Below are 18,147 nucleotides of genomic sequence, written 5' to 3'. Positions count from 1 at the left end.
TGGCGTAGAAAACAAATCGTTGAAACCTCATCCACAAGAAGAAATAATCGAATTAAAACACGCTCCTAAAATTTTTAAAGAAGATTGTAAAATTGATTGGAATCAATCAACCAATACTATTCATAATAAAATTAGAGGACTTTCTCCTTATCCATGTGCTTGGACAACTTTTGGCAATGGAGAAAACTATAAATCTTTAAAATTATATGGTGGTTTAAAAACTGATTTGGTTTTAGAGGCTGAAAATTTTCAATTAGTTCTACAAAAAAATAATCTATATATTAAACTACCTCAGGGAGTTTACGAAATTTTAGAACTTCAACCCGAAGGAAAACGTCGAATGTCTGCCAAAGATTTTATCAACGGACATCAAAACGAAGATACCTTATTCGTAAAATAAGTACTTATTTACTGATTTTTGACACAAATTTGAAGAAAAGTGCAAAATTTATTGATTTTTTTAGCCTTGAAACTTGCACAAATAAAGGGAAAGAGTATATTTGTGTATAAATTAATTTAAAAAGTTACAACTATGAACAAATCAGAACTTATTGATGCAATTGCAGCTGACGCTGGAATTTCTAAAGAAGCCGCTAAAAAAGCCCTAAACTCATTTACAGAAAATGTAACTAAAGCTTTAGCAAGTGGAGATAAAGTTGCTTTAGTAGGATTCGGGACTTTCTCTACGTCGGAGAGAGCTGCAAGAACAGGTATCAACCCACAAACTAAAAAAGAAATCAAAATTGCTGCTAAAACTGTAGCTAAATTTAAAGCTGGATCTGAATTATCAGGAGCAGTTGATGCAAAAAAGAAATAATAATTTTCTGATAAAAAAAATCCACTCATTGAGTGGATTTTTTTATTCTATTTTAATAAATATTAATGACTTGGCGTTTCTTTTGCTGCTTCGTAAATAATTGAATCTTTCTGTTCTTGGGTCAAATCATATTTATAATCAAAAATTGCAGATTCCCAATCTCCATAGCCAACATTAGGTAAAACAATAAATCTTTTTCCAAATTCAGCTTTCAAAGTCTCAACTGCTGCAGCTCTTTCATTTTCAGATTTATGATTATCAAACAAATTAGAAAAATCTGTTAAACTATCTCCTAATAATAGAACAATATCAAAATCTTTTGCAATATTTTGACGACGAGTTTCTTTACTACTCTCTTTGCTTCTCAAAATCAAATTTTGAGGACTTTGTAACGGATAGTTGTATTTCATCAAATTAGCTAAAGTTCCTGGACGTTCTTCTTCGTATCTATTCGTGATATAAAAAATCTGAACTCCCTTACTCGCTGCGTATTGAAAAAACTCTAAAGATCCTGCTAATGGAGTTGCAATCCCTTTTGAAGTCCAATTTGCCCACGTATCTTGCGACCAAGTTTTACCTTGTTTCGCCATTTCTACTGCGTAATATGAATTATCTAAAAATGTTTCATCAATATCTGATACAATAGCGATGGGTTTTTCGCCTTTCGCTGCGATCGCTTCATCTAAACGCAATTTCGCAACGTTATAAGCTTGTTGACTTAAAGCCTGATACTCAGCTGCTCTTTGTTGAAAAAAAGCGGCATATATTTTACCATCAACTTGTAAACTATGATTTGTTGTTGTTTTCTGTTGCTCTTGTATAGCTACTTTCGGTGTTTGACAAGCTGTTAAACCAAAAAGCATTACACTTCCCAACATCAATTGTAAATGTTTCATATAAACTTATTCTTGCTTGCAAAATTAAGCATATATCTAATTTTTTAACTATAATTAATGAACGAATTTAACTGAATCAAGATTTGACTCGTATAAATATTGTTTCAAATGAATAACTTGTTGATGAATTTCTAATGTAATCTCCACAAAATCCATTTCATTAAAATTTGAAAAATTGTGATCAAAAAAATAAATATTTCGAATGACATGCGCTTCAGGAAGAATCGTATTCTTAAGTAAAATATCATTTGTTCCCATGTTCAATTCTCCATAAAAAGTTACGTCTGCCTTTATTTTCTCTTGTAAAGTAGAAGAAAAATAAGTCGCTTCTTTCAAATTAATTCGAATTGTTTTATGGGTATGATTTTCTATAGAAATCAATAGTTCTAACGTTTTCTCTTTTTTTGTAATCGAAGAAATTACAAAATTATAAGGCAACGCATTGTGTTCAAAATTATCCTTCTTTTCGTTTGATTTATCAATTGCAATAAACGATACTTTTGGTTCTTCTATTTCAATATTTTTGACTACTGTTTTCTTAGAATTCATTTTTTTGTAAAGCACTAAAATAATTAAAATAAGAACAAATAAAATTAAATATTTCATTTTACAAAGTTAACTATTATTGCATTCTTTACAGAAATGTGTTCACAAAAAAAGTAAGTGATTAAACTTACTTTTTATCTGATAAATTATTGTGATATTAAACAGATTTGTACTGCATATGTTCATGATTTTCATTCATCAACATTTTTTCGCCAACGACAACAAAACCTTTTCTTTCATACAACTTTTTAGCATTCGGATTGGTAAAATCAACCAATAAGCCTAACGTTTGTTTTCGATGATGAACAATTTCTTCAATCAAATAATCTAATATTTTAGAACCAATTCCTTTCCCTCTAAAATCTTCAGAAACAGCAATTGTATCTATATAAATTTCTCCAGCTTGCGTTTCATCTTGAGGTTGTATAGTTTGATTATAATTAGTTTTTAAAAAATCTAAAACGGGTTTTCTTAAATCATTTAATTTTCCTCCATCATAAAAAGTTGTTGTACCAGCAAATTGATTTTCATATTCAATTACAACTGTATTTTGATAACTGTATTGATTATTCTCTTGTTCGATTAATTTTTTTAAGAATAAAATTCCTTCTTCGTAGTCAGTTTTTCCAATAAAATCAAACACAATTTTATCCATTGCTAACATCATCAATTTTGCGATAGATGCAGCATCTTCTTTTGTTGCTTCTCTAAAATTTAACATAAAAAATAGCCTTGAGATTTCTCAAGGCTAAGTTAACAATAATAATATTGATATTATTTTGCTTTCAATTTTTCTAAGGTATTGTTATACCCTTCTTTCGCTTTTTCTCCAGCTTCTTTTGCTTCCGCTTTTACATCTTTTGCCGCTGCATTAATGTCTGCTTTAGCATCTTTCGCTGCAGTATTGATGTCTTCTTTTGCTTTAGTTGCTTTTTCATCAACTTTATCTACTGCATTATTTACACCAGCTTTTACGTCTTGTGCAGCGTCTTTCACTGCTTCTTTAGTATTTTTCCAAGCTGTATTAGCATCATCATACGCTTTCTGAGCTGCTTCCTCTGCCGCTTTATCACCTTTAGCTTTCGCTTCATCTAATTTAGCTTTCGCCTCATCCAATCTAGCTTTCGCTTCCGTTTCAGAAACTGTTGTAGTCGTTGTAGTTGTTTCCGTAATAATTGCAGTCGAGTCGTTTGCTAAAGAATCTACCGTAACATTAGTTTCAGTCGTTTTAGCTGTTTCTTGTTTACAAGATGTAGCAAAAGATAATGATGCGACTGCTACTAATACAAATAATTTTTTCATAGTTGTTTATTTAATTGTTTTTTAATAATGTAAAACCTAACAATTTTAATACCAATTTTATTTGAAATACAAGAGGTTTTACTATATAAACGAAAAAAATATTTTCATTATTGTGTGTTTGAAGCTTTTAACATGCGATCATTTCCTGAAATATCTTTATAAATAGTTACAAATTCATAATTTTTCTCAAAAAGTTGTTTTGTTTCTTGTCCTAAATATTGATTAATTTCACAATAAATTGTTCCATTTTGATTCAGATGATTCTCTGCAAAAACAAGCACACGTTCATAAAAAATAAGGGCATTTTCATTTTCGACAAAAAGAGCCAAATGAGGTTCGAAATTTAATACATTTTGATGCATTTCTTCTTTCTCTAAATTTCTGATATAAGGAGGATTAGAAACAATAACATCAAATTTTTGATTTAACTGAATATCTTCGAGAAGATTTTGTTGATAAAAATCAATTTTAACATTCAAATTTTGGGCATTCGATTGAGCTACTTCTAAAGCTTTTTCAGAAATATCAATAGCCGAAACATTTGAGTTCGGAAATAATTTGGCCAAAGAAATAGGTATACAACCACTTCCAGTTCCTAAATCAATCAGTGATAATTCAGTTTCAGGATTATAATCATTTCGAATCAATTCGATTAATTCTTCCGTCTCTGGACGCGGAATTAATGTATTTTCATTGACGATAAAAAAATCATTATAAAAAAAAGCTTTTCCTGTAATATGTTGTACGGGTTTTCCTTTTTTTAATTGCTTAATATCTGATGAAATTTCTGATGTATAATCGATTTCATTAGAAGGAATAAATTGAATATCAAATTTATCTTCTAAATAAATTAAAAAAACACCTTCAATTTCATCTTGATCATAAATAGATTCTAATTCTGAAATAAAAAGTTGCTTTAACTCAGCTAAAGTCATTCTATTAAATTTTTGTAAAGTTAAATTTTATTACGTGATAATGCACGATTGTTGTAAGACAAAACACAACAATACAATGTATCTATTTAAAAATTAACAAATAAGTTGACAATAAAATCATACAACAGAAATCATTAAAAACTAAAAATGCTTCAAGAAATCTTGAAGCATTTTTAGTTGTAATCAATGAATTATAAAGAATTAATTATCTTCAGTCAAATCTGTTTTATATGTTTCTGGAATTGTGAAATAATTCACTAAAATCGCAATAAATATTAAAACTAAAGGATATACAAGACCAATATATGGTGACATTGCTGCCGAAACGATAATGGTACTTTTGATTAATTCCGTCACAAAGGTTGTTGCACCTCCAATAAATCCATTCCCCATATTTTGAGCAAATCCCATACTTGTATAGCGAATTTTAGTAGGGAAAATTTCTAACATAAATGCACCAAGTGGTCCGTATGTCGCTGCTCCAGCAATAGAAGTAATTAAACTTACTACAATAATCCCGACTACAGCTAAATTCGAAATATCATGAATTTCTTTTAATCCATCTGGATTTCCTAATTGCATGTATAAAAAGAATGACAATGGAATCAAAATAAAACTACTAATCATTCCTCCTAACATAACAGGCTTACGACCAATTTGATCACACACCGCTCCGAACCATTGCTAGAAAAACGACCTAAATAAAGGAGAACATAAAACTAAGATTAGAACAGTCTCGTATGGTAAATTAACTGCTCTTTGTAAAAAGAATAATGTTACGAATAACGTTGTTTGCATAATTGTACTTTGAGCTGCATTTCCACCAAAAATAGCTTTTAGCATCAATTTTACGTTTCCTGGTGTTGTAAAAGCATCTTTAATTGGAGTCTTAGATGTTTTTCCTTCTTTTTTCAATTGCTCGAAAATTGGACTTTCATGTAAACGCTGACGAATAAAATAACTTAAAATAACTAATATTCCACTAAATAAAAATGGAATTCTCCATCCGAAGCTGCTAAATGCTTCTTCTGATAAAACAGACTGAGTTAAGAAAACAACTGTTAAACATAACAATAATCCGATAGGAACTGTTGCTTGAATAAACCCTGTGTAAAACCCTCTTTTCTCTGCTGGAGCATGCTCAGCCACATAAATTACCGCACCTGCATATTCTCCACTAATTGCAAGTCCTTGCATGATGCGGCAAACCAATAATAAAACTGGAGCTAACCAACCAACATCCTCAAAAGTTGGAATACAACCTATTAAAAATGTAGCTGCTCCCATCATAATTAAAGAAACTAGGAATGAATATTTTCTACCAATACGATCACCAATACTTCCAAAAATTAAAGATCCAATTGGTCTAAACATAAAAGACGAAACAACAACTGCAAGTGTTTCTAAGAAATGTGACGAACCGTCATTCGGAAATAATTGTGTCGAAAGTACACTTGCTAAGATGATTGCTAAGAACATATCGTACCATTCAATCAATGTTCCGACTGATGATGCTAAAATAATTTGGAAAATATTATCCTTCTTCGCTTCTGTTTGCGAAGTATTTAAAGTGCTTGTACTCATTTTTTGTGTGATTTTTAGAAGTTAAATAATGTCGTTAATTGAAATCTGTTGTTATTTGCTAAATATTTATTCTCAGTTCCTGTTCCTTTTATGGTCGCATCAGCCCATTGAGCCGTACTACGATCATACTCTAATCTAAATTTTAATGCTTTGCTTAATGTAAAATCTAAACGAGGAACTACTTTATACAAATAATTAACTGTTCGTGTTCCTGGAGTAGCAGAAATAGCTCCCCAATTGGTTGTTACACCATAAGAAGTTGCACTTGCATCTTCTACTGGATTTTTAACTCCATTATTTCTGACATATCCTGCAAATAATCCGAACGAAAACTTACCTGTGGAATTTTGTTGCAAATCAATCCACATACTGTGTGTATTCATCGGTTTATATGTTTCAACTTCTAAAGGACTTTTTTGATACCCTACAATTCCTCCTAATTGCACAAATGATGATGCGTCTTGCATCAAATATCCTGCAACAGTGACTTGAAGCGGTTTTGTATTTAATTTTGAGTAAGCCATGAACGAAACATTTTCTACTCGTTCACTTGATTTTATCGGTGGATTACCCGAAGATAGTTTTGGTTTTAAATTCTCATACTGAGCACCAACTCCTGCTGTAAAAACTGGAGATTTATACTGCAATTGTAAATGAGCAGCTGGCATTCCACTGTTTCTAAAAGGTTCTGTGTTCGGTGTAAAATCGCGTTGAGAATGTAAAGCAGCGATCACTTTAAATTTATCTGTTACCTTATGGGTTAATCGCACTTGTGGATTTCTATTCAATGCATAAACAGGAGCGCCAGTTCCATAATTAGCAACATTTGGCAAAGCTTCTAAAACAACAAACGGATGCCAATATTGACCAATCCCTAATTGCGTTTTCTCCCAATCTAACATCACGTAGGCGTGGCGTAAACGAAATTCATTAATTCCTCCTTCTGTTGCACCAAAAAATTCTCCTTCTAAAATACCCGAAGTTTTAGCACCAAGTAGTTCTGGTCCTTTTAAATTAACACCCGCTCTCGAAACAATTGATAGCATATGAAATTTTGATGCATCATTAATATCTGCACCATTCACATCTAATAATCGATCTTTTGGATAAAGAGGAACCAAGACCTCTCCTGCTCCGATCATTTGACGTGTATCCATAAAAATATCATTTCTGATAAATCCATAAAATTGAACATCAACTTTATCTTTGTTTTCTTGGGGTTGTATTACCTCAACTTTTTCTACAACTATAGTGTCATTTATACGCTGTTGAGCAACGACATAGGAATAGCAGCAAAACAAGGCAATGGAAGCCAATTTTGTTAAATTTTTACTCATTTTTTTGTGATAATTTGAGCGACTAAAATAACAAAAAGAAAAAAACTAACAAATGTTCGTTATTCATTTTTGAATAAAAGTTATTAACATTATCAAATTGACGATTTGCAAATAGTTTTTTTGAGAATTAGGTATTTTTGAAAATAAATAAGAAAGAATTTTTATGAAAATCACATTTTAAATAGTGTATTAATTACACCTTTGCTGAAATTCTACTTCAAGATTTTTATAAAAAATCGAGAGAAGAATAGGTATTTCAACAAATGAGGAGAAATTTTTCTTCTCTCGTAGTTTTAGTTTTAAAAATGTATGCAAATTTATTAAATAGAGAATATTGTACACTAAAAACCAATAATAAGCTTATGTTAAATCATAAACAAAAGTTTATTTGTTAATTTTATTCAAAGTAACTTAACTTAAACATAACTTTTTTGAATAAAAATTCATTCTGATTTATTAAAACATATAATTATTTATCAAATTCGGAATTAGAAGGTAAACGATTATTCGGTTGAGGTGAATTTTTTAAGATTTTTTTTAGAAATTTATTAAATGTTGGGGCTATTTTTGCTTTGCAAATTATGACTATGCAAACAAACATTAAAATACATTCATTAGCTCATGTAGATTTGGAAGAATTATCTGCTTTGTACAATCTTTCTTATCAAAATTACTACATTTCTATTCATCTTTCTTTAGATCAATTTAAAGGAAAGTTAAAAATGGAAGATATCAATCTTGACTATTCTGTTGGTGCAAGTATTGATGGAAAATTAGTTGGGTTTTTACTTTATGGTATACGAAATAATGCCGGTATAAAAACAGCTTACATTGGAGGAACGGGAGTTTGCCCTACACACAGAGGCAAAAAAATCACCCAACAAATGCTTGATTTTAGTTTTCCGAAATTAAAAGAATCTCATGTTAAAAACATTTTTTTAGAAGTAAATACTCAAAATGATTTTGCAATAAACGCTTACGAAGCTTGTGGTTTTGAAAAAACAAGAACATTAAATAGTTACAAAGGAATTCCAATTCTTGTCGTAAATCCTTTACATGAAATTGTTGATTTTGAAGATTTAGACTTGGTAACAGGAGAAAATTTTTGGGATATAAAACCAACATGGAAAAACGATATTCAAAGTGTAAAAAATATCATTGATAATTGCCAAATAAACGGAATTTACGAAGACGGGATTTTAGTTGCTTACAAAATCATCAATAAAAATAATACACGTATTTATCAATTTGGTGTACATCACGATTATAGAAATCGTTACTTGGCTTCTATTCTATTCAGCGATTTGAAAAATAAAGAAATCAAAATGATAAATGTTGACGAAAGAGAAACCTCAACAAACGATTTCATACAATCATTGGGATTAAAATTGTATGATAAACAATACGAAATGAAAAAAGAATTATAATATAAAAGCCTCTAAAATAGAGGCTTTTGTTATAAATGAAATTTATTTTAATTCGAAAAAATCTCGTTTTCCTATTTTGATTTTAGTTTCCTTTTCGACTAAAAAATCAGCCAAAGGATCTGTACTTTTTTCACCATTAATTTGCACCGCACCACTTTCTATCAAACGTCTAACAGCCGTTTTTGATAAATCATTTTTTAATTGATGACAAACCTCTAATACAGAAATTTTTTCAGTTGTGATTTGCAATGAATCTATTTCAATCGGTTCAAACACTCTATTGTCGTCATTCCTTTTTTGAAATTGATTGTTAAAAAACGCTTCAGCAGCTTCAGCATCTTTTTCTGAATGATATTGCGTAATGATATTTTTAGCAACTATTTTTTTGATTAACATAGGATTATCCGATTTTAATCGTTCATTCAAATTTGCTTTTTCTTCAATTGAAAAATCTGTTGCTAATGCAATGTATTCTTCCAATAAATCGTCAGGAATAGACATTGTTTTTCCAAACATTTCGTTTGGTTCATCTGTCAATCCGATAATATTATTCAACGATTTACTCATTTTTTCTTTTCCATCTGTTCCTCTTAAAAGTGGCATACACAATACAATTTGTGCAGCATCGCCATTCGTTTCTTGTAACTGACGTCCCATCGTACAATTGAATAATTGATCTGTACCTCCCATTTCGATATCAGCATTTATTTGAACAGAGTCATAAGCTTGTAAAATAGGATAAACCAACTCGTGCATCGCAATTGGTGTATTCTCTGTAAATCGTTTGTTAAAATCATTTCGATGCATTAATTGTGCAACCGTTACTTTTGACAACAATTGAATTACGTCCGAAAAAGGTAAATGATCTAACCAATCCGAATTAAAGACAATTTCTGCTTTATCAATATTAATTATTTTTGATAATTGATTGATATAAGTTTCAGCATTTTTCTGAACTTGATCTGCATTTAATGGTTGACGACTTTTGTTTTTTCCTGTTGGATCACCGATTTGAGCTGTAAAACTACCTACTAAAATAACAATTTGATGCCCTAAATCTTGAAACTCTTTTAATTTTTTTAAAACTACTGCATGACCCAAATGTAGATCTGGTGCAGTTGGATCAAATCCTAATTTAATTCGTAGAGAACGATTTTCTTTTTCAGCTAATTTTAATTTTTCTTCTAATCCATTCTCAGGTAAAAAAATGGCTACATTTTCTTTTAAACTTTTTAAACTTTCCATATGATTGAAAATAAAAAAGCCCGAGCAAAACTGCTCGGGCTTGTAGATTATGATTAAATTTTTGACGTACAAAATTAATACGAAGTATACACATAGTCTACCCGAGCAAATATTGTACGATAATAAGTGCTAAAGAAAGGTAAACGTAATATATGTTGTAAAAACTTCATAAGTGGTACAAAGGTAGCAATAGTTTTTTAGTTTAAGGATTTTCTTTCAAAATTTTGTCGTAATCTTCAATTCATAAATAGTCAAAAAATAGTTTTTCGTTTTAACTTTGTCTAAATTTAGTTAGAATGAGTAATAAAACTGCAAAAACAAATGCAGTCCGATTATTGGATACACAAAATGTTTCGTATACATTACGCGAATATGAAGTCGATGAAGAACATATAGATGCTTTGCATGTGGCAAAATCTTTGGGTGTAAATCCTGAAGGCATTTATAAAACGTTGGTTTTGAAAGGAAATATAGCGCCTTATCTTGTTGCGGTAATACCCGCGAATACGCATCTTGATATGAAAAAGTTTGCCAAAGTTTCTGGAAATAAAAATTGCGAGATGCTTCCTTTGAAAGATTTATTAAAAGTTACAGGATATATTCGTGGTGGTTGTTCACCTATTGGAATGAAAAAACAATTTCCTACCTACATTGAGGAGTTAGCACTTATACAAGATCAGATTTGTATTAGCGCAGGAAAAAAAGGGTTGCAAATTTTACTAAATGCAGAAGATTTAGGAAATATAATCGATGCTAAATTTGAAGATATTACTCAATTCGACATCTAATTTTCTTAGCTTATTATTTACTTTTCAAAATTATTTTTTCCAAAATTGTAGGAAATTTTGCTTCATCTTCGAATGTTAAATTTGGATTCGCATATACAATAGTTCCATTTTTATCAATTACATAAGTTGCTCTATTGTTGTATCCTAATCGATTGTACGAATTATACGCCAAAGAAATCCCATAATCCTCATCATTTAAATACGTGATGTTTGTTGTACGTAAAGCTGTCTTCCATAATGTTAACAAAGAATTTGTAGAACTGGAAATTGCATAACTTTTTACATTTTGTAACAATGGGTTATGATCTATTAATTGAATTTGAGCAGCACATGTCATTGGCGCTTTTGTGTCTATTGTATTAAAATTAGGTAATATTTGCCCACTAAAAGCTGCAGGATAAAATGTCAACACTTTGAAGTTTGATTGATCATCCAATAGTTTTTCTGTTGAATTCATAGCGTAATTAGGACCTTTCAAAATAAAATTAGGTGCTTTGTCTCCTACTTTTAAGGTAACATTTTTAGTGAAATCTACATTCAATTCTTCTATTTTAGAAGCTCTTTTAACTAATTTCTCTAAGGGTTTTAAATGCTCTCCTTGTGCTCGATAATCATTATCTCTCATCAAAATTTTATTATTTTGATCCACTAAAAAAAGTATCGAACTTTCGACTAAGAGTGAATTAGAATTAGAGGTTGGAATTATAGTTGAAATAGAATTCTGTTTAAAAGGTTTAAGCCCAATTGCAGTATAAATTTTACCAGCTTCATCATAAATTACTTTCGCACCTTCTAACTTATTTTGATTCGATGAATCATTAAACGTTAATGATTGTTGCGCATCCTTCCTCCATTTATCTTCTTCGTTTACAACATAAACTACATTAATTTTAGGAGGATTTGTTGTAGCAAAAGCTAATCCTTTCACAAAATAATGATGCAGAGAAGTCGTTAACATACTTGCGTAATTATTTGTTTTGTAAAGACTTGGCGTAAAAACAATTATTTTAAGATCTTGAGATTGACCTAAATTCTCAATTTTATGAACAGGAAATTGATCACCTACATTCAAATGTTGTCCTTTAACAAAGGATAAACTACAAATAAATAATACAATGGTATAGATTCGGAACATAAGTCGTTTATTTTAACTAAACTAATCTTTTAAACTTCCACAAGATAACTAAAATTATATTCTCACAAAAAAGTACATCTTTATTTCTCATTAAAAATAAGACATTAACTTTTGAAGTTGGCGATTCCTTATTACACTAAATCCGCTATCTTTGTAATGATTTTAACTTTAAAATTTATAGTCAAATGGAATTTAATGTAACCAATGCTTTGAAACAATTAAACACTGAGTATTCAGAAGAAAATGCATCAGAAATTATTGAAAACTTATTGTACAATCCAACTGATTTTTCTGACGAAGACCATACGATAATTGACTCTTTGGGAGATAAATTCTTACGAATTGCAGCACAGATTTTCGTTGAAGATTTGGCATACGATTTCAATACTTTAGTTAATTATTGGGAAGCTTTTATTGGACAATTAACAGAGGAGCAATCTCAAAATCTATTGAATTTTGCTATTGAACAAACAGAGGTAGATTTTGTTGAAGATTTTATTATCGGTTACAGAAAGTTCTATACAAATCCGAAAGAAAGTATTACATTTTTCAATAAACTAAATGAAGATGAATTTTACGAAATTAAATTTTTTAAAGCTCGTTGTTATGAAGTTTTAGAAGAAAATGAAAATGCTGTTAATGCTTACATCAATTATTTAAGTACTACACACTTTAAAGAAGAGGAAAATGCAGAACAAGCTGCGGTAAACGAATTTTACATTAGCCATAGCATTGCGCCATTGTTAGTAAAAATGAACAAATTTGACGAAGCTAAAATTTATTTTGACAAGGTTTTAAATAATTTGAGTTTAGAAGATTATTTAGCAAACTTCGAAAATTCTAATCATCAAGAAGTTAAATCATTTTTAGAAGATTACGCAACAACTTTAAAAGAAACTGGAGATAATACAACAGCAACAAAAGTCTCTAAAAAAATAATGGAAATTTTTTCTTAAAAATACAACACTCGTAAACGGTTTATTGATTACCAATAAACTACTCATATATAGGTAGGTTTAACATTTCATTACCAATTTCATAAATCTAATCTATTGTTAGATAAAAAAATAAATAAGATATTATTTATCAATTCAAGAAATAGACCTAAATTTGTCGTATAAATAATTTATTCATAGTTGTTAAGGATAATGGAGATTGATCTTTTGAAGAGGAATCCTTAATAAAAATAGAGTTTTTTTATAGTATTTTTAGGTTGGTTAATGGTTCAATGCAAATTGAACCATTTTTTATTTCTTAAAACCATATGCACAATGTCTACACCCATTTTGGCAACATTTACCTTTTTGATAATGAAAAAATTCTGTAAAAACCCAATTCCCGTTTTCGATGTAATAATGTATATGCGGAACAAATTCTGAAGGCATGGTTGGGTACTTGTATTCTTTATCTAAAGTTTCGAAATAATTCAATTGCTCCAAGCAATTAGTGCATAAACACTTGTAATGCGTTTTTGTTAAAAACTCTTTCGTTTCTGGTTTCAATTCAATTTTAGAGCAACTGCAATTATTAATATCATTTACATTACACGTTATTTCTTTATTACAACGCGAGCAAGTTTCTTCCATTTTATTTTTATTGATTTTCTTTCAAGTTAATAAATAATCTTAAACTTATATTAAAATTAATGATTGAATACCTTTGTAATTATGATTAATAAATGAATATAAATTAATTCTATTCAGACATAATATTAATCTTTCGTAAATAAATTATTTATAATCATAACTTTAAGAACTTTGTAAAAGAATAAAAGATAGACATTATCATTATTCTTTTAGTGTTTTTATAGTAGTTTTGATTGGTTAAAATCCTCTGAAAGTTATTCAGAGGATTTTTTTATTTCTTTATTTTATCAATCAATAAACCAAATCCAAATCCAATAATTGAAGGAACTACCCAACCTAAATCATATTCGAAGAATGGTATTTTATTTAAACTTGAAACAGTCGATTCATCAAAATAACCTAATAATTTTAGTAAACCTAAAATTGCAATAATTGTAGATGCCAATAAAGCAAAAACAAATGGTATTTTACTTTTTACTATTTTACCAAATAACACGATATAAATAACTAAAGTAATTGTAATTGGGTATACAAATGCCAAAGGCGGATAAGCAAAATTGATTATCTCATCTACACCTTTTATGGATAAACCAAATGAAATTAAGGTACACAAAACGACTAAAACAGAGTAACTTAGTTTTCCGTTTGTTAATCGTCCAAAGAACGTTCCTACAGCAGAAGTTAGTGCAATAGAAGTAGTAAGACAAGCGAAAGCCATACACAAGGCAATTGCAATTAAACCATAATGTCCTAATGTATTTCTTGAAATTTCGATCAATAATTCTGCTCGTGTAATAGTTGGATTTGTTTCCCCTGAAGTGGCTCCTAAATAAATCAAACCACCATAAACAAATAATAAGCACATTGTAGATAACAAGCCCGAAATGATAACAATTTGAGATTTACTTTTCGTATCTGTATAGCCTTTATTACGCGCTGCTGCGATAATAATTCCTGCAAAAATAACCGATGCCAACACATCTAATGTCTGATAACCTTCGATAAAACCTTTGGAAAATGATTGCATCATTGTTAATTCAGAAGGCATAAAATCGGCTGTTGGATTCAAAATTCCCATCGTTATTAGCAAAAATAATAACACTAATAAAACAGGAGTAAGATAATTCCCTATAACATCTACAACTTTAGAAGGACGGATTGCCAGTAAAATTGTAATTGCAAAGAAAATCATTGAACCCCAAATAGGATCTAACGTCGGAAAAAATGGTTTGATTCCAACTTCAAAAGTAGTTGCAGCTGTACGTGGAATGGCAATTAAAGGTCCAATACAAATCATAATAATTGTTCCTAAAATAGCTGCTAATCGTTTGTCTACACGATTTCCTAAATCATTAAAATTATTTCCAGAAAAAACTACCGACAAAATTCCAGTAAATGGCAATAAAATTCCAGTTAAACCAAATGCAAGCATTGCAACAAAATAATTAGAGCCTACTTCTACTCCAATCATCGGAGGCAAAAGAAGATTTCCTGCTCCAAAAAACATTGCAAATAACGCAAATCCAAGTGTTAATACATTGTTTAACTTTCTATTTCTCATATATCTATTAATTCTTACTATTCAAAAAATTGGTCTGCAAATTACTACAATTGCATTTTCAAGCCTTAAACTTAGTCGATTTATTCGATAAATGCATAGCTAAATTATAAATTTGACAGATATGAATAATAATTTTTATATTTATCAAAATTTAAACTTTGTATATTAGGAATGTTCTAATCTTTCTTTGTTAACAAATCTTAAAACATATATTTTTAAAAAAATTTAATACTAAACTTAGTTAGTATAACTTTCTTCTTTTGGGCTGAAAACATTTAACATATAACTTACTTTATTGTGAAGCGTTTTAATACAAAAAAATCCAATTTCAGTTTGAAATTGGATTTTAATTATGTTATAATATCAATTCTTAAGGATTTGTTGACCACAAAGAAGCTGATGCTAACATTGCACGTTTGTCTAATTTTAATAAATCGACAATTAATTGAGCAAAATCTTCTGGTTGAAGAACAGTCTCTGGGTTACCATCTGTAATTTTTAAAACATCTTTTGACATTTCAGATGCAATGGTACTTGGCGTTAAAGTTGTAACGCGAATATTTTTCTTTCTCAATTCGAACATCAACGACTCAGACAAACCAATTAATCCCGCTTTAGATGCTGAATAAGCAGAAGTTACAGCGTTTCCTTTTAAACCAGCAGTTGAAGAAACATTGATAATATCCCCACTTCCTAATTCGACCATTGAAGGAACTACTGTTTTGGAAACGTAATAAGGTCCAAATAGATTTGTACGAACAATCTCTTCCCAATCGTTTTCTTCCATCTCTAAAAAACTACCGAAAGCTGCAATTCCAGCATTATTGATCAAAATATCAAATGCACCAAATGATGTAATTAATTTTTCTAATTGTGTTTTTACTTCATTTTTTTCTGCAACATCAAAAATTGAATAATCAGATTTTACACCAAAATTTTTGATTTCAGTAACGGTTTCTTCTAATTTGTTTTTATTTCTTCCCGTAATTGCTACATCTACTCCTTCTTTCGCCAATGCCAAAGCAATTGCTTTTCCTAATCCTCTACTACCGCCAGTAACTAAGGCTTTTTTACCTTTTAAATCTTGCATAATAATTTTTAAATTTATGTTTTACAATTATTTGGAAGTTTTTTAATTATGATTTTGATATACAAAGATAAACAACAAAGTATTGCATTAAAAATTTTTATATTTTCTTAAGATTAATTAATTTAGTTTTCAAATTACACACTAATAACATGACTACTTTTTTAATTATTGCTTTACTTACAATTAACGCCATAGCGTTTCTTCTATTCAAAATAGATAAAAGAAACTCAATTTTAGGAAAACGAAGAGTTTCCGAATGGACGCTTTGTTTAATTACATTAATTGGTGGAACAATAGGTTCATTAATGTCTATGCAAATTTATCGTCACAAAACAAGAAAAAAATCTTTTATTTTTAAAATAATCCTTATTGCAGTTCTACAATGTAGTGCTTTGATATTTCTAATGGATCGTATTTAATTTTAATACCTAAACCTACGACTGTCTTTTTTCTCTGCGAGTTGTTTCTTTTGATTCAATCTTTTTTGTTGAGAAGCTTTCGTAGGTTTTGTTTTCCTTCTAAACTTCGGTATAATCAATGATTTTTCAACCAATTCCATCATATTCTTTGTCACTTTTTCTTTATTATCTAATTGCGATCGTGACTGTTGAGAACTTAGTTGTAAATAACCTTCAGCATTAATTTTATTTTTTAATTTTTCTGAAATCATCGTCTTCTCTTCATCTGAAAAAAATTGAGATTCGAAAACATGCCATTTAGCTAAAACCATTGTTTCAACTTTATTTACATGCTGTCCTCCAGCTCCACTACTCCTTGCAGTTTTATAATTAATTTCAGAAGTAAAATCTTTCATTTTATGAATTTAATACAATTTAATTATTACTTGCCTCTGTTAAAAGTTTTACATCATCATGAGATAATTTCACATTAACAGCTTCAACAAAAGCATCAAGATGTTGCTCTTTTGTAGCACTTGCAATTGGCGCAACAACCGTTTTTTGTTCTAATAACCAAGCTAACGAAACTGCCGAATATGAGATATTGTATCGATTAGAAATTGTTTCTAATGCATCTAAAATTCGAAAACCTTTTTCATTTAGATACTTCTTTATTCCATCACCTCTCAAACTTTTTTGCAAATCCTCTTCGTTTCTATATTTTCCAGACAAGAACCCGCTTGCTAAACTATAATAAGGTATTACCGCTAAATTATATTTTTCAGCAATTGGTTGCAAAAACTCTTCGAAATGTTGACGATCATACAAATTGTATTCAGGCTGCAACGTCTTATAGTGAGGTAAATTATAAAGCTCTGATTTATCAAGAGATTCACCCAAACGTTCTGAAGAAAAATTTGACGCTCCAATGAAGCGAACCTTTCCTTCTTTTACTAATTTATTGTAGGCTGATAAAGTTTCCTCTACAGGTGTATTGATATCATCATAATGTGTTTGATACAAATCGATATAATCTGTTTGTAAACGAGAAAGTGACTCTTCAACTTCTTTTAGAATATGTGCTTTGGTTGTATTTGGTTTATCTTGAATCATATTTCGTCCACCAACTTTCGTTGCCAAAACAAGCTGATCCCTACCGCCTCTTGACTTTAACCAATTTCCAATTATTTTCTCTGATTCTGTTCCAACATTACCAGGAACCCAATAAGAATAATTGTTTGCAGTATCTATGGCATTAAATCCTCTATCGATGAAAGCATCCAAAATTCGGAATGATTCTTCTTCATTCAATGTCCATCCAAAAACGTTTCCTCCAAAAAAAATTGGCTCGATCTCTAAGTCTGTATTTCCTAATTGTACCTTTTTCATAGGTATAAAGATAAAAAAAAGCTACTTTGCAGTAGCTTCCTGGTGTAAAATTTTTTGAATCACACGTCGAACAAATGTACCTTTTAAGATACTTATGATGTCTTCATAGGT

General features: G+C 29.7%; 20 protein-coding genes and 1 pseudogene. 6 read left to right on the top strand and 15 right to left on the bottom strand.

Annotation, left to right across the window (positions count from 1 at the left end; all coding sequences use genetic code 11):
* Positions 1 to 400: pseudogene (locus tag Q0616_RS09300) on the top strand (methionyl-tRNA formyltransferase); the annotation flags it as partial.
* Between the two features lie 132 nt (positions 401 to 532).
* Positions 533 to 817 (top strand): HU family DNA-binding protein, encoded by a 285-nt coding sequence (locus Q0616_RS09295; protein ID WP_171621708.1) that lies wholly within the window; start codon positions 533 to 535, stop codon positions 815 to 817.
* 62 nt (positions 818 to 879) lie between these two features.
* On the opposite strand, the gene Q0616_RS09290 is transcribed toward Q0616_RS09295, so the two are convergent.
* From Q0616_RS09290 to Q0616_RS09255, 8 genes are all read right to left on the bottom strand, one after another.
* Entirely contained in the window at positions 880 to 1,713 is an 834-nt protein-coding gene (locus Q0616_RS09290) for a 5'-nucleotidase, lipoprotein e(P4) family (RefSeq protein WP_260543389.1), read from the bottom strand.
* A 54-nt stretch (positions 1,714 to 1,767) separates the two neighbouring features.
* On the bottom strand, positions 1,768 to 2,262 hold the full coding sequence (locus Q0616_RS09285) for a hypothetical protein (RefSeq protein WP_298776695.1): 495 nt from the start codon (positions 2,260 to 2,262) through the stop codon (positions 1,768 to 1,770).
* Positions 2,263 to 2,416: 154 nt separating this feature from the next.
* Positions 2,417 to 2,980: a GNAT family N-acetyltransferase gene (locus Q0616_RS09280; RefSeq protein ID WP_171621705.1), complete on the bottom strand. Its 564-nt coding sequence runs from the start codon at positions 2,978 to 2,980 to the stop codon at positions 2,417 to 2,419.
* A 53-nt stretch (positions 2,981 to 3,033) separates the two neighbouring features.
* Entirely contained in the window at positions 3,034 to 3,561 is a 528-nt protein-coding gene (locus tag Q0616_RS09275; RefSeq protein WP_284583803.1) for a hypothetical protein, read from the bottom strand.
* Between the two features lie 107 nt (positions 3,562 to 3,668).
* Positions 3,669 to 4,496: a peptide chain release factor N(5)-glutamine methyltransferase gene (gene prmC, locus Q0616_RS09270; RefSeq protein WP_171621703.1), complete on the bottom strand. Its 828-nt coding sequence runs from the start codon at positions 4,494 to 4,496 to the stop codon at positions 3,669 to 3,671.
* Between the two features lie 201 nt (positions 4,497 to 4,697).
* Entirely contained in the window at positions 4,698 to 5,165 is a 468-nt protein-coding gene (locus Q0616_RS09265) for a hypothetical protein (protein WP_298776691.1), read from the bottom strand.
* Positions 5,166 to 5,180: 15 nt separating this feature from the next.
* A complete protein-coding gene (locus Q0616_RS09260; protein ID WP_298776689.1) occupies positions 5,181 to 6,080 on the bottom strand; it encodes an MFS transporter in 900 nt (299 codons plus the stop codon).
* Between the two features lie 14 nt (positions 6,081 to 6,094).
* Entirely contained in the window at positions 6,095 to 7,417 is a 1,323-nt protein-coding gene (locus tag Q0616_RS09255; protein ID WP_298776686.1) for a DcaP family trimeric outer membrane transporter, read from the bottom strand.
* A 587-nt stretch (positions 7,418 to 8,004) separates the two neighbouring features.
* Here Q0616_RS09255 and Q0616_RS09250 point away from each other — a divergent pair.
* Entirely contained in the window at positions 8,005 to 8,844 is an 840-nt protein-coding gene (locus Q0616_RS09250) for a GNAT family N-acetyltransferase (RefSeq protein WP_298776683.1), read from the top strand.
* 42 nt (positions 8,845 to 8,886) lie between these two features.
* Here the strand turns inward: Q0616_RS09250 and tyrS are convergent, their stop codons facing one another.
* Positions 8,887 to 10,089 carry a tyrosine--tRNA ligase gene (tyrS, locus tag Q0616_RS09245; protein WP_298776680.1) on the bottom strand — a complete coding sequence of 401 codons (1,203 nt, stop codon included), beginning with the start codon at positions 10,087 to 10,089 and terminating at the stop codon, positions 8,887 to 8,889.
* Positions 10,090 to 10,385: 296 nt separating this feature from the next.
* On the opposite strand from tyrS, the gene ybaK reads away from it, so the two are divergent.
* A complete protein-coding gene (gene ybaK, locus Q0616_RS09240; RefSeq protein WP_171621698.1) occupies positions 10,386 to 10,877 on the top strand; it encodes a Cys-tRNA(Pro) deacylase in 492 nt (163 codons plus the stop codon).
* Between the two features lie 13 nt (positions 10,878 to 10,890).
* Here the strand turns inward: ybaK and Q0616_RS09235 are convergent, their stop codons facing one another.
* A complete protein-coding gene (locus Q0616_RS09235; protein WP_171621697.1) occupies positions 10,891 to 12,012 on the bottom strand; it encodes a redoxin domain-containing protein in 1,122 nt (373 codons plus the stop codon).
* A gap of 185 nt (positions 12,013 to 12,197) precedes the next feature.
* Here Q0616_RS09235 and Q0616_RS09230 point away from each other — a divergent pair, with 185 nt between their 5' ends.
* Positions 12,198 to 12,968 (top strand): hypothetical protein, encoded by a 771-nt coding sequence (locus tag Q0616_RS09230; protein ID WP_225541571.1) that lies wholly within the window; start codon positions 12,198 to 12,200, stop codon positions 12,966 to 12,968.
* 291 nt (positions 12,969 to 13,259) lie between these two features.
* On the opposite strand, the gene Q0616_RS09225 is transcribed toward Q0616_RS09230, so the two are convergent.
* From Q0616_RS09225 to Q0616_RS09215, 3 genes are all read right to left on the bottom strand, one after another.
* Positions 13,260 to 13,598 carry a cysteine-rich CWC family protein gene (locus tag Q0616_RS09225; RefSeq protein WP_171621695.1) on the bottom strand — a complete coding sequence of 113 codons (339 nt, stop codon included), beginning with the start codon at positions 13,596 to 13,598 and terminating at the stop codon, positions 13,260 to 13,262.
* Positions 13,599 to 13,869: 271 nt separating this feature from the next.
* Positions 13,870 to 15,159, bottom strand: a complete 1,290-nt coding sequence (gene brnQ, locus Q0616_RS09220) for a branched-chain amino acid transport system II carrier protein (RefSeq protein ID WP_298776676.1) — start codon at positions 15,157 to 15,159, stop codon at positions 13,870 to 13,872.
* A gap of 370 nt (positions 15,160 to 15,529) precedes the next feature.
* Positions 15,530 to 16,249, bottom strand: a complete 720-nt coding sequence (locus Q0616_RS09215; protein WP_171621693.1) for a 3-ketoacyl-ACP reductase — start codon at positions 16,247 to 16,249, stop codon at positions 15,530 to 15,532.
* A gap of 149 nt (positions 16,250 to 16,398) precedes the next feature.
* On the opposite strand from Q0616_RS09215, the gene Q0616_RS11905 reads away from it, so the two are divergent.
* Positions 16,399 to 16,668, top strand: a complete 270-nt coding sequence (locus Q0616_RS11905; RefSeq protein WP_188320150.1) for a DUF1294 domain-containing protein — start codon at positions 16,399 to 16,401, stop codon at positions 16,666 to 16,668.
* Positions 16,669 to 16,670: 2 nt separating this feature from the next.
* Here Q0616_RS11905 and arfB read toward each other — a convergent pair whose 3' ends face one another.
* A complete protein-coding gene (arfB, locus tag Q0616_RS09210) occupies positions 16,671 to 17,063 on the bottom strand; it encodes an alternative ribosome rescue aminoacyl-tRNA hydrolase ArfB (protein WP_188320151.1) in 393 nt (130 codons plus the stop codon).
* 19 nt (positions 17,064 to 17,082) lie between these two features.
* Positions 17,083 to 18,036: an aldo/keto reductase gene (locus Q0616_RS09205; protein WP_298776671.1), complete on the bottom strand. Its 954-nt coding sequence runs from the start codon at positions 18,034 to 18,036 to the stop codon at positions 17,083 to 17,085.
* Between the last annotated feature and the right edge of the window lie 111 nt (positions 18,037 to 18,147).

Source organism: uncultured Empedobacter sp., assembly GCF_937930195.1.
In the GTDB taxonomy this organism is placed as follows: Bacteria; Bacteroidota; Bacteroidia; order Flavobacteriales; family Weeksellaceae; genus Empedobacter; species Empedobacter stercoris.
This window is presented reverse-complemented; position numbering and strand designations above follow the sequence as displayed.